Consider the following 11,874-nt stretch of genomic DNA (forward strand, 5'->3'; position numbering starts at 1 on the left):
AGGGCCTCGCGCCACTTGACGCGGAGTCGGGTACCCGCGCGGAAGGACGTTCGATCTTGACTCGTCGAGTGTCAAGAAATCGTCAAGAGTTAGGTAAGGTAACGAAGTAGTTGGGCCCGGGGTCGCACAGCTTCGTGTCCGATGTATCCGATGCACACGAGCGCCCGCGCGCACGGCGCGCGCGCCAGTGAAGGGAACCGCCGCTGACTGTCCACCACCTCAACCAGCTCCTGCTCGTCTGCTCGCTCGTCCTGCTCGTCGCCGTCGCAGCGGTCCGGATCTCCTCGCGCAGCGGGCTCCCCAGCCTGCTCGTCTACCTGGGCATCGGCATCGCCATGGGCCAGGACGGCATCGGCGACATCCACTTCGACAACGCCGAACTGACCCAGGTCATCGGCTACGCCGCCCTGGTCGTGATCCTCGCCGAGGGCGGGCTCGGCACGAAGTGGAAGGAGATCGAACCGGTCCTGCCCTCCGCCACGGCGCTGGCGCTGGCCGGAGTCGCGGTGAGCGTCGGCGTCACCGCCGCGGCCGCGCACTACGTGACGGGGCTGGAGTGGCGGCAGGCGCTGATCATCGGTGCGGTGGTGTCCTCGACGGACGCGGCGGCGGTCTTCTCCGTCCTGCGCAAGATCCCCCTGCCCTCGCGCGTGACGGGCACCCTGGAGGCCGAGTCCGGCTTCAACGACGCCCCGGTGGTCATCCTGGTCGTCGCGTTCTCCACGGCCGGCCCCGTCGAACACTGGTACGTGCTGCTGGGCGAGATAGCGCTGGAACTGGCCATCGGCGCAGCCATCGGTCTCGCGGTCGGCTGGCTGGGCTCCTGGGGCCTGCGGCACGTGGCCCTGCCCGCCTCCGGCCTCTACCCGATCGCCGTCATGGCCATCGCCGTCACCGCCTACGCGGCGGGCTCGCTGGCGCACGGCAGCGGCTTCCTGGGCGTCTACCTCGCCTCGATGGTCATGGGCAACGCGAAACTGCCGCACTGGCCCGCCACGCGCGGGTTCGCCGACGGCCTCGGCTGGATCGCCCAGATCGGCATGTTCGTGCTGCTCGGCCTGCTGGTCACCCCGCACGAGCTGGGCGACGACGTGCTGCCCGCCCTCGTCATCGGCCTGGTGCTGACCATGGTGGCCCGCCCGCTCAGCGTCGTGCTGTGTCTGACGCCGTTCCGCGTGCCCTGGCAGGAACAGACCCTGATGTCCTGGGCCGGCCTGCGCGGAGCCGTGCCCATCATCCTGGCGACCATCCCCATGGTGAGCGGCGTGACGGGCAGCCGCCGGATCTTCAACATCGTCTTCGTCCTGGTCGTCGTCTACACCCTGGTCCAGGGGCCGACGCTGCCCTGGCTGGCGCGCACGCTGCGACTGGGCGGCGACCCCGAGGCCGCCGACCTCGGCGTCGAGTCGGCGCCCCTGGAGCGGCTGCGCGGGCACCTGCTGTCGGTCGCGATCCCGGAGGGGTCGAAGATGCACGGCGTCGAGGTCAACGAACTGCGGCTGCCGGCCGGGGCCGCCGTCACCCTCGTCGTGCGCGACGGAAAATCGTTCGTGCCGCTACCCTCGACCGTTCTGCGGCGCGGCGACGAACTCCTCGTCGTGGCCACCGACCCGGTCCGCGACGCGGCCGAGAAGCGGCTGCGCGCCGTCGGACACGGCGGCAAGCTCGCCGGATGGCTGGGCACGGGCGGCGGCGAGCGTTAAGTGCGCGTTTCACACCGTTCACACCCCCTTCATTCAGAGGCTGCCGCGGGTTGTGGTGCTCCTTTTCACAGGTCCCACCGGCCTTGATCCCTGTACGATGAAGGCGCACTTTGATCGAACCAACTCTGCCTGACGCAGAGCTGGCGCGACCGTATGGCGGCCGGACACCTCCTGGAGCGGACTCCGGCATCTACCGCAGCACGCGCAAGAGGACAGCTCTCGGCGCCCCCCGCACGGGCGCGCTACCAGGCGGCAGAAAGGCACGGGCCGTGGCATCCACGGTCACCACCGAGCCGTCGAAGGACTCGTCGGCCCCCGCCCGCCCGGGATACGGGCAACTGCTGCGCACCCGCGGCGCCTGGACGTTCCTGCTGCCCGGCTTCGCGGCCCGCCAGCCCTTCGCGATGCTCACCATCTCCATCGTGCTGCTGGTCCAGCACACCACCGGCTCGTACGGCGCGGCCGGCGCCGCCGCGGCCGTCACCGGCGTCTCCATGGCGCTGTGCGCGCCCTACAGCGGGCGGCTCGCCGACCGATACGGGCAGCGCGCGGTGCTAATTCCCGGAGTGCTCGTGCACACCGTGTCCGGCCTCGCCCTGACGGCGCTCGCCCTCGCCCACGCCCCGCTGTGGGCGCTGTTCGCGGCCGCCGTGCCCACGGGCGCCTCGGTGCCCCAGGTCGGCCCCATGGTGCGGGCCCGCTGGGGCGTGACACTGAAGGGCTCACCCCTGCTGACCACCGCGGCGGCCTTCGAGTCCGTCACCGACGAGCTCACCTTCGTCGTCGGCCCGCTGCTCGCGACGGCCCTGTGCACGGCCGTGAACCCGGCTGCCGGCCTGGTCACCGAAGCCTCGCTGACCCTGCTGGGCGGACTGCTCTTCGCCGCGCAGAAGAGCACCCAGCCCCGGGTCGCCGCCGCCGGGCACGCGCGCGTGGAACACGCCTCCGCCCTCCGCGTGCCCGGTGTGCGCGTGCTGATCGTGACCTTCCTGGGCATCGGCTCCGTGTTCGGCGGCATGCAGGTCTCCCTGGCCGCGTTCACCGAGTCGATCGGGGAGCCCGGCCTGAACGGCGTCCTGTACGGGACCTTCGCCGCGGGCAACATGCTCTCCGGTCTGGTCTGCGGCGCCATCGCCTGGAAGGCCGCCCCGCAGCGGCGCCTGGCCGTCGCCTACGCGGCGCTCGCGCTCGTCGCCTCCGGCCTGTGGGCCGCGCACTCGGTGCTGCTGCTGGCGGGCCTGGGCCTGCTGGTCGGCATGTGCATCGCGCCCGCGCTGATCACCGGCTACACGCTCGTCGAGGGCCTGGTCCCGGCGGGGGCCCGCACCGAGGCGTTCACCTGGCTGACGGGCGCGGTGGCGCTCGGCCAGGCCGCCGCGGTCACCGTCGCCGGACAGCTGGAGGACCGCTTCTGGGGCGGGGCCGGCTTCCTGGTCCCCATGGGCGGCACCGTGCTGGCCCTGGCGGTCCTGCTGGCGCTGCGTTCGCGCCTGTCGCCCCGCACCCGCGCGCGTACGGTCGCACGTGGCGTCGGTCACCGCGTGCCGGTGACAGTGGACTGATCCCCGGGAATGCGTCAAGATAGACCGTCGTTAGCACTCACTGAGTGAGAGTGCCAGGAGGAAGACAGTGCCGACCTACCAGTACCAGTGCACCGAGTGCGGCGAGGGCCTCGAGGCGGTGCAGAAGTTCACCGACGACGCCCTGACCGAGTGCCCGAGCTGCGGTGGCCGCCTGAAGAAGGTGTTCTCCGCGGTCGGCATCGTCTTCAAGGGCTCCGGCTTCTACCGCAACGACAGCCGCGGCTCCTCGTCGAGCAGCTCGCCGGCGTCGTCGTCGAAGTCGTCGACCACCGACTCGAAGCCGAGCTCGACCACGTCGTCCTCGTCGGACTCGAAGTCCTCGAGCACCGGCACCTCGGCCGGCAGCAGCTCCGCCGCATAAGGATCCGGACTCCGTCTCACGGGACCCTGTCGTCGCCCGACGACGGGGTCCTGGGCGTTCCCGGCGGCCTGACGCCCGGCGTTTTCGGCGGCCCGGGACTGGCCTAGGGTGCCGGACATGGCGAACAAGGCAGCGAACGCAGAGATCGGCGTGATCGGCGGCTCCGGTTTCTACTCGTTCCTCGACGACGTGACCGAGATCCAGGTCGACACCCCCTACGGGCCGCCCAGCGACTCCCTCTTCCTCGGCGAGGCAGCCGGCCGACGGGTCGCCTTCCTGCCCCGGCACGGGCGCGGACACCATCTGCCGCCCCACCGGATCAACTACCGGGCCAATCTGTGGGCCCTGCGGTCGGTCGGGGCACGTCAGATCCTCGGCCCGTGCGCGGTGGGCGGTCTGCGTCCCGAGTACGGGCCCGGCACGCTGCTCGTGCCCGATCAGCTGGTCGACCGGACGAAGTCGCGGATCGGGACCTACTTCGACGGGCTGCCCCTGCCCGACGGCACGATGCCCAACGTGGTGCACGTGTCCCTGGCCGACCCCTATTGCCCCGCCGGACGCGCGGCGGCCCTGAAGGCGGCGCGCGGACGGCAGTGGGAGCCGGTGGACGGCGGAACGCTGGCCGTGATCGAGGGGCCGAGGTTCTCGACCCGCGCGGAATCGTTGTGGCACCAGGCGCAGGGCTGGTCGGCGGTGGGCATGACGGGCCATCCGGAGGCCGCGCTCGCCCGTGAACTCGAGCTCTGTTACACGTCGTTGAACCTGGTCACCGATCTGGACGCGGGCGCCGAGAGCGGTGAGGGCGTCTCGCACGAAGAGGTGTTGCAGGTGTTCGCGGCCAACGTGGACCGGCTGCGGGACGTGCTGTTCGACACGGTGGCCGCGCTGCCCGAGAACGCTGACCGGGACTGCCCGTGCACGAACGCGCTGGGCGGACTGAACCCGGGGTTCGAGCTGCCGTAGCGGGCGGGCCGACTGGCCGGCGAGTGGGCGGGCCGACGGCCGGGCCGGCGGGCGAGTGGGCGGGCCGACGGCCGGGCCGGCGGGCGAGTGGGCCGACGGGCCGGCCAACTGGTCGGTTGATGGATGTCCGGCGGGCTGGTGGGCGGGTCGGCGGGGGTGGAACTTCTCGTTCGGGTGGGGGAGTTGTCCACAAACCGTGGGTGGTCCACCGGCTCCGGCGGGAGGCGGCGCGAGGGCTCATCGTGGCTCTGCAAGCCCGTCCCTCCTCGCTGGTGGTGATCCCGTGTCCGCTCTTCCTCCCTCCTCTCCCCTCGCCTTCCCGTCCGCGCCCTGCCCGCCCGGGCCTGAGGCCCCCGCGACCTGCGCGGTGCCGCCCTTCGACCCGGTGCGCGTGGGCCACAGCCGGTATCGACTCGGCCGGCTGGTCCGGAGCCGCAGGCGTGCCGTGGCGATCGGCCTCGCCGTCACCGCCGCGGCGCTCGTGGTGGCGGGCCCCCGCGACAGCGGCCCGGCGCGCGGGCATCCGGATGCGGCCGGGAGCATGCACTCCCGCGCGCAGCCGTCCGCGCACGCCCCGCTGCCCGCCCCTCGTACCGCCGAGAAGGTGACCGCCCCGGTGCGGATCGCCGACGCCGCCACCGTCCGGCTGCTGCGCCCGGGCGACCGGGTCGACGTCATCGCCGCCGAGCAGACGGCGGCGGGCGGGGTGGGCGGCGGGGTCCGTGTGGTCGCGCGCGGGGCGCTAGTGACGAAGGTGCCCGACCCCGTGGACGCCTCTGCCACGGCCTCCGGCGCAGCGGAGGGGGGCGCGCTGGTCGTCCTGTCGGTGCCCCGGTCGACGGCGGCGCGCCTGGCGGGCGCGAGCGCGACGGCTCGGCTGGCGGTGACGTTGTGGTGAGGTCGGGCCGCTCGTTCGAACTGCCGGGTTGGACACGCCCGCCCGGTGGTGACGTAGGTTGCGGAGCTGTTTGTTCCACAACCTGTACATGCGAGGAGTGTCCCCGAGGTGAGCGACAAGGCGAGCGTCTGGCAGGGCTTCAAGGCCTTCCTGATGCGTGGGAACGTCGTCGATCTGGCAGTCGCGGTGGTGATCGGCGCGGCCTTCACGAACATCGTCAATTCGATGGTGAAGGGGATCATCAACCCGGTCATCGGAGCGATCGGCACCAAGAACCTGGACAGTTACAGCTCCTGCATCAAGGGCCGCTGCACCGGTACGGGCGACGCCGCGACGGGCGTCCGGATCCTCTGGGGCTCCGTCCTCGGCGCGACCCTCACCTTCGTGATCACCGCGGCGGTCGTCTACTTCCTGATGGTGCTGCCCATGTCGAAGTACCTGGCGAGGGTGGAGGCACGCAGGAAGGCCAGGGAGGGCACGCAGGAGGTCATGGAGGTGACCGAGCTGGAGGTGCTCAAGGAGATCCGCGACGCGCTGGTGGCCCAGCGGGGCATGGAGCGCGGCGAGCGGTAACGGCGCTTGTCAGGCCGTTCCGCGGAACCTGGCGGCTGTGCTGGGCTCGCCGAGCCCGCGGGACCTGGCGGATGTGGCGGACCCGCCGAGCCCGCCGGACGTCCCGGATCGGGCGGATCCCGAGGGTTCAGATGTGGTGGGGCGGCTTCTCGTCGAGGAAGCGCTTCAGGTCGGCGGCGCTGTCGCCACCGGTCGCCGGACGCTCGCCCCACCCGCGGTCGGTGTCGTCCGAGGACTGCCGGTCCAGCGGGTCGTCGAAGATCAGCGCGGCCTTCGGGTCACGCGGCTCGGGGGCGGCGGGGGTGCTCATGCGTCCAGGGTACGGCCCCGGCGACCACCCGGGCCGCCGCGCGAGCGGCCCTGGTCATGGCCGCCCGAGTGACCCTGCGAATGGCCTCACGTGTGGCCGCCCGAGTGGCCGCACGAGTCATGGCCCGTATGAGAGCCGGGACCCCTTCCGCCGATCCCACGGACAGGTCAGCGCCCCCTCCCGGCAGCCGCGCGCATTCCGGGGGCCGGCCTGCCAGGGCCGCGGACGTGCGGCTTCCGGCCAGGATTTTCCGGCGGTCATCTGCTGTGCTGGGACCATGACGTCCAGCACGCCCCCGCCGCCGGCTCCTCTCCCCGGCACGACCTCCCCGGCCTCCGCCCACAGACATCCGCTGCGCAGGCTCACCGCGCGCGGGCGGGACGAGGCGCACCGGGTCGCCTCGCCGCTCGAGCTCTTCTTCGACCTGTGCTTCGTCGTGGCCATCGCCCAGGCGGGCGTCCAACTGGTGCACGCGGTGGCGGAGTCGCACGCGGGCGAGGGCGTCCTGAACTACGCGATGGTCTTCTTCGCCATCTGGTGGGCCTGGATGAACTTCACCTGGTTCGCCTCGGCGTACGACAACGACGACGCTCTCTACCGGGTCGTCACGCTGGTACAGATCTCCGGGGTCCTGGTGCTCGCCGCCGGGGTGTCACGGGCCTTCGAGGACCACGAGTTCCTGGCCGTCTGGCTGGGCTACGCGATCATGCGGGTCGCCATGTCCTCGCAGTGGTTGCGCGTGGCGCTGTCGACCGAGGGCCCGGAGCGGACGACGGCGCTGCGCTACGCCGGGGGCGTGCTGCTGTGCCAGGTGGGCTGGCTGGGGCTGTTGATCCTGCCCGAGGGCGGCAGGGCCTGGCTGTTCCTGGGGATGGCGCTGCTGGAGATGTGCGTGCCGCCCTACGCGGAGCGCGGATATGCGACGTCCTGGCACCCGCACCACATCGCGGAGCGCTATGGCCTGTTCACGATCATCGTGCTGGGCGAGACGATCGCTGCGGCCACGGTCGCCGTGAAGTCCGGCATCGACGAGAACGACGCGCTGGGCGAGCTGCTGCCGATCGCGGTGGGCGGCCTGCTGATCGTCTTCGCGGCCTGGTGGATCTACTTCGTGGTGCCCATCCACGGGCATCTGCGCTCCAACCGGCAGGCGTTCCTTTGGGGTTACGGGCACTACGTCGTCTTCGCCTCGGCCGCCGCGATCGGTGCGGGCCTGGAGGTGGCGGTCGAGCAGACCGTCGGCAAGGCCCATCTCTCCACGCTCGCCGCGTCGGTGGCCGTCACCCTGCCGACGGCGCTGTACCTGCTGACGGTCTGGGTGCTCCACTCACGGCACTTCAAGGTGGGCCTGGCCCAGCAGTCGGTGCTGCCCGTCACCGCGCTGCTGGTGATCTGCTGCACCTTCCTGGGCGAGTGGGCGGTCCTCGCGGCGGGCCTGGTGTCGGCGCTGGCGGTGGCCACCGGGTCGACCCTCACGGCGCGCATGGTCGCCCGCGAGGCGCGGAAGGGGCGGGACGCTCGGGAGAGCCGGCAGCCGGGTGCGCGTTCCGCGGAGTGACGCGAGGGCACTCCGGCCACGGGCGCGGGACGGGCTGGGCAAGACTGGCTCCCATGACAGTTGACGCTCTGACGGACGTCGCCGGCGTGCGGGTGGGCCATGCCACCCGGACCGGCGACGGTTGGCTCACCGGAGCCACGGTCGTCCTCGCGCCCGAGGGCGGCGCCGTGGCCGCGGTGGACGTACGCGGCGGCGGTCCCGGCACGAAGGAGACCGACGCCCTCGATCCGCGCAACCTGGTGCAGAAGGTCGAGGCGATCGTGCTGACGGGCGGCAGCGCGTACGGGCTCGACGCCGCGTCCGGGGTGATGGCCTGGCTGGAGGAACAGGGGCGCGGGGTCCGCGTCGGCCCCGACCCGACGCATGTCGTGCCGGTGGTGCCCGCCGCCTGCGTCTTCGACCTGGGTCGTGGCGGCGACTTCCGGGCCCGCCCGGACGCGGCGACCGGCCGGGCGGCGGTGACGGCGGCCGCGGCGAGCGAGCCCGGGGCGCGGGTGCGGGAAGGATGCGTCGGCGCGGGGACGGGAGCGGTGGTCGGGCCGCTCAAGGGCGGCGTGGGCACCGCCGCCGCCGTCCTCGACTCGGGGATCACGGTGGCCGCGCTGGTGGTGGCCAACGCCGTGGGATCGGTGCTGGATCCGGAGACGGGCGCGTTGTACGGGGAGTTGTTCCAGGGACGTGTGACGTACCCGCAGGCGCCGGTGCACGAGGCGGCGAGCCGGCGGCTCGCCGAGAGTGCGGCGAAGAACGTCCCTCCCCCGCTGAACACCACGCTCGCGGTGGTCGCCACCGACGCCGACCTGTCGAAGGCGCAGGCGCAGAAGCTGGCCGGCACGGCGCACGACGGGATCGCGCGGGCCGTGCGACCGGTGCACATGCTCAACGACGGTGACACCGTCTTCGCGTTGGCGACCGGCTCCCGACCGCTCGCCCCCGACAACCCGCTGGCCCTGAACGACGTCCTCGCGGCGGGCGCGGACGTGGTGACCCGGGCGATCGTCCGTGCCGTACGCGCCGCCGAGCCGGTGGACGGCCCGGGCGGCGCCTGGCCCTCGTACGAGGAGCTGTACGGGGGCCGGTGAGGACGCGTACGGGGTCAGGGTGAGGCCGGGCACGCCGGTGAGGACGCGTACGGGGTCAGGGTGAGCCCGGGCATTGTCCGGGTTCTGTCACGTGACGGTGCCAACGGGGGGCCGTGCGGAACCTCACCGGGCGCCGGGGCCCTCCTCTCCCACGTACTGGAGCGGATCACTCAACCTCACACGAAGCTGGAGCAGCCCGTGACAACGGCGGACAAAGCAGTGCGGCGCGCAATGGGGGCCTGTGCGGCCCTGGTGGTCGGCGCCCTGGCCCTGACCGCCTGCGGGGGCAGCGCCAACGCCGATGGCGGCGACGCGAAGGGCGGCGGCGGCAAGGGCGGTGGGAGCACCGTCAAGACGTCCGTCGCCAAGATCGTCATCTCGGCGAAGGACGGCTCGACGAGCGCGTCGATCAACCAGACCGGTGTGAAGGTGAGTGACGGCCGGCTCACCGAGGTGAAGATGACGGTGGCCGGCTCCGGGCAGACCGTCGAGGGCTCGGTGTCGGCCGACGGCAGCACCTGGAAGCCGAAGGAGCAGCTGGAGCGCGGGACGAAGTACCAGATATCGGCGACCGCGAAGGACGCGAACGGCAAGACGGCCGCGGCCAACTCCATCTTCACCACGGTCTCCTCGGCCAACAGCTTCATCGGCTCGTACACGCCGGACAACGGCACGACGGTCGGTGTCGGGATGCCGGTGTCGTTCACCTTCGACAAGGCCATCGACGACAGGAAGGCCGTGCAGTCGCACATCACGGTCACCTCCAGCAGCGGACAGCAGGTGGTCGGTCACTGGTTCGGGGCGCAGCGGCTCGACTTCCGGCCCGAGGAGTACTGGAAGGCCGGCTCCAAGGTCACGATGAAGATCGACCTGGACGGGATCGAGGGCGCGAACGGCGTCTACGGGGTGCAGAAGAAGACGGTCACCTTCACCGTCGGGCGCTCGCAGGTGTCCACGGTCGACGTGAACACGCAGACCATGACGGTGATTCGGGACGGCCAGACCCTGAAGTCGGTCCCGATCTCTTCGGGCGACCCCGCGCACACCACGTACAACGGCCAGATGGTGATCTCCGAGAAGTTCACGCAGACCCGCATGAACAGCCAGTCGGTCAACCTCGGCTCGGAGTACGACATCCCGGACGTGCCGCACGCGATGCGCCTCACCACGTCCGGTACCTTCATCCACGGCAACTTCTGGTACAACAAGGGCAATCCGCCCTTCGGTCGCACCGGGACCAGCCATGGCTGCGTCGGACTCGCGGACGTACAGGGCGCCCAGGGCGACACCCCCGCCAAGTGGTTCTACGACAACTCGCTGATCGGCGACGTGGTCGTCGTGAAGAACTCCCCCGACAAGAAGGTGGCCCCGGACAACGGGCTCAACGGCTGGAACATGTCGTGGGCCGAGTGGACCGCCGGGGGCACCGGGTGACCGCCGAAATCGCCAAGATCACCAAGACCGCCACGGGCGCCCGGAGCGCCGGGATCACCTTCTGACCGGCGGTTTCTGAGGGTGCGTCGGGCCGCGCGGGAACCATCCGCGCGGCCCGGGCGTTTTCCCCGACGTACGTTTTCTCGGTTCCCGGACATGATGTCCGACCGAGGGGCTACGGTATGCACCCACAAGGTGACATGCAGCAACGCCGGGAGAAACCTTGAGCGTTCCGTACGAGACGACAGCGTACGAACCAGCCGAGTCGCCCGAGTCTCCGGAGGAGCACCTCGCGCGACTGCTCGGTCGCGCCCTGAACTCGTTCGAGCTGCCCGACGAGGCCCTTCGGCGGCTGGACTGCGCGCTGGCGCACGACAGCTCCCTGCACTCCGCGCACCACAGCGCCGGCCTGCACCGGGAGACCTACCGGCACACCTGGCTGCTGGCCGACGGCTGTGCGCTCACGCTGTGGGAGCTCGTGCACAACACCGCGCCGGGCAGCGAGCCGCAGCACGAGGTGTACGTCGACGAGGAGGAGCTGCGGGCCGCCACGGCCCGGCTGCCGCTGCCGTCGGAGGCGCCGGACTTCGAACTGCCGGTGCTGGTGCAGCTGTCGCCGGTCCCGGCGCCCCGCCATGCCTATGTGCCGGACGACTCGGCGGACCACGCGCGCCGTCTGCTGCGCCGCGCGGAGAATCCCGACCGGCCGGACGCGGACACGACGGCGCTGCTGAAGTCGGCGTTCGCGCACCAGATCACGCAGGCCTTCGGGCGCCCCTGCCGCGCGGGCCGGATCGGCCTTGGCTACACGCTCTACGAGCACGCGTTCCTGCTGCGCGACGGCCAGGAGATCTCGCTGTGGGAGGTCGAGCACACCGCGACACCCGACGGGCGGCACATGTGCGAGGTGTACGCGTCCGAGGCGGCCGCCCGGGACGCGATGGAGCGCCGCGCGGCCCAGGTCTCCTGACCCGCGCCCCGGCGCCCGACGGCACAGGTCTCCCGAACCGCGCCCCGGCGCGTGACTGCACAGGTGTCGTGAGCCGCGCCCGGCGCCTGACGGCACAGGTCTCGTGAGCCGCGCCCCGGCGCGTGATCAGCGGCTGCCGCCGAGCCTGCGCACGAGGCCCGCGAAGGCGTCCTCCTCCGCCACGGTCAGCTCGACGGTCTCCCGGTGGGGGCCGGTCCGCTGCTGGCTCGGCAGAGCGGGGAGGACGGGAAGAACCGGGAGGACCGGGACGGCGCGAAGCGTGGCGTGAGCCTCGGCGCGTGCGCGCATACGGCGCAGGACCCGCGTCAGGACGAGCAGCCAGGCGACGGACGCAACGGCGAGAACGGTCAGGGCCGTCAGCTGGGCGGGCGTGAGATGCACGGGCATATCGCCCAGTACACACCACGGTCCGGGACTT

At 71.9% G+C, this 11,874-nt stretch carries 12 protein-coding genes; 10 read left to right on the top strand and 2 right to left on the bottom strand.

Going from position 1 to position 11,874, the window contains the following annotated elements:
* The first annotated feature begins 203 nt into the window (after positions 1–203).
* From ACZ7DE_RS15650 to mscL, 6 genes are all read left to right on the top strand, one after another.
* Positions 204–1,703, top strand: a complete 1,500-nt coding sequence (locus ACZ7DE_RS15650; RefSeq protein ID WP_470762027.1) for a potassium/proton antiporter — start codon at positions 204–206, stop codon at positions 1,701–1,703.
* A 269-nt stretch (positions 1,704–1,972) separates the two neighbouring features.
* Positions 1,973–3,265: an MFS transporter gene (locus tag ACZ7DE_RS15655; RefSeq protein ID WP_470761401.1), complete on the top strand. Its 1,293-nt coding sequence runs from the start codon at positions 1,973–1,975 to the stop codon at positions 3,263–3,265.
* A 67-nt stretch (positions 3,266–3,332) separates the two neighbouring features.
* Positions 3,333–3,647: an FmdB family zinc ribbon protein gene (locus tag ACZ7DE_RS15660; protein ID WP_470761403.1), complete on the top strand. Its 315-nt coding sequence runs from the start codon at positions 3,333–3,335 to the stop codon at positions 3,645–3,647.
* A 117-nt stretch (positions 3,648–3,764) separates the two neighbouring features.
* Complete coding sequence (locus ACZ7DE_RS15665) at positions 3,765–4,610, top strand: S-methyl-5'-thioadenosine phosphorylase (RefSeq protein ID WP_470761405.1); 846 nt, start codon at positions 3,765–3,767, stop codon at positions 4,608–4,610.
* Positions 4,611–4,893: 283 nt separating this feature from the next.
* The gene (locus tag ACZ7DE_RS15670) at positions 4,894–5,508 is read left to right on the top strand and encodes an RcpC/CpaB family pilus assembly protein (RefSeq protein WP_470761407.1); all 615 of its coding nucleotides are present in this window, start codon (positions 4,894–4,896) and stop codon (positions 5,506–5,508) included.
* Between the two features lie 108 nt (positions 5,509–5,616).
* On the top strand, positions 5,617–6,081 hold the full coding sequence (gene mscL, locus ACZ7DE_RS15675) for a large conductance mechanosensitive channel protein MscL (protein WP_470761409.1): 465 nt from the start codon (positions 5,617–5,619) through the stop codon (positions 6,079–6,081).
* Positions 6,082–6,208: 127 nt separating this feature from the next.
* Here the strand turns inward: mscL and ACZ7DE_RS15680 are convergent, their stop codons facing one another.
* Entirely contained in the window at positions 6,209–6,391 is a 183-nt protein-coding gene (locus ACZ7DE_RS15680; protein WP_319303178.1) for a hypothetical protein, read from the bottom strand.
* Positions 6,392–6,668: 277 nt separating this feature from the next.
* On the opposite strand from ACZ7DE_RS15680, the gene ACZ7DE_RS15685 reads away from it, so the two are divergent.
* The 4 genes from ACZ7DE_RS15685 (at position 6,669) to ACZ7DE_RS15700 (ending at position 11,435) form a co-directional block, all read left to right on the top strand.
* Positions 6,669–7,949, top strand: a complete 1,281-nt coding sequence (locus tag ACZ7DE_RS15685) for a low temperature requirement protein A (protein ID WP_470761411.1) — start codon at positions 6,669–6,671, stop codon at positions 7,947–7,949.
* Positions 7,950–8,002: 53 nt separating this feature from the next.
* Entirely contained in the window at positions 8,003–9,031 is a 1,029-nt protein-coding gene (locus ACZ7DE_RS15690; protein ID WP_470761413.1) for a P1 family peptidase, read from the top strand.
* A gap of 198 nt (positions 9,032–9,229) precedes the next feature.
* On the top strand, positions 9,230–10,465 hold the full coding sequence (locus ACZ7DE_RS15695) for a L,D-transpeptidase (protein WP_470761415.1): 1,236 nt from the start codon (positions 9,230–9,232) through the stop codon (positions 10,463–10,465).
* Positions 10,466–10,688: 223 nt separating this feature from the next.
* Positions 10,689–11,435, top strand: a complete 747-nt coding sequence (locus ACZ7DE_RS15700; protein WP_470761417.1) for a DUF6227 family protein — start codon at positions 10,689–10,691, stop codon at positions 11,433–11,435.
* A gap of 126 nt (positions 11,436–11,561) precedes the next feature.
* On the opposite strand, the gene ACZ7DE_RS15705 is transcribed toward ACZ7DE_RS15700, so the two are convergent.
* The gene (locus ACZ7DE_RS15705; RefSeq protein ID WP_470761419.1) at positions 11,562–11,843 is read right to left on the bottom strand and encodes a hypothetical protein; all 282 of its coding nucleotides are present in this window, start codon (positions 11,841–11,843) and stop codon (positions 11,562–11,564) included.
* Positions 11,844–11,874: the final 31 nt, after the last annotated feature.

The sequence above is a fragment of the Streptomyces sp. NPDC037083 genome (assembly GCF_055606485.1).

Excerpts from the sequence above, each read along its gene's own strand:
- ACZ7DE_RS15665 (WP_470761405.1), top strand. The coding sequence starts at position 3,765 with ATGGCGAACAAGGCAGCGAACGCAGAGATCGGCGTGATCGGCGGCTCC.
- ACZ7DE_RS15690 (WP_470761413.1), top strand. The coding sequence starts at position 8,003 with ATGACAGTTGACGCTCTGACGGACGTCGCCGGCGTGCGGGTGGGCCAT.
- ACZ7DE_RS15705 (WP_470761419.1), bottom strand. The coding sequence starts at position 11,843 with ATGCCCGTGCATCTCACGCCCGCCCAGCTGACGGCCCTGACCGTTCTC.
- ACZ7DE_RS15680 (WP_319303178.1), bottom strand. The coding sequence starts at position 6,391 with ATGAGCACCCCCGCCGCCCCCGAGCCGCGTGACCCGAAGGCCGCGCTG.
- ACZ7DE_RS15685 (WP_470761411.1), top strand. The coding sequence starts at position 6,669 with ATGACGTCCAGCACGCCCCCGCCGCCGGCTCCTCTCCCCGGCACGACC.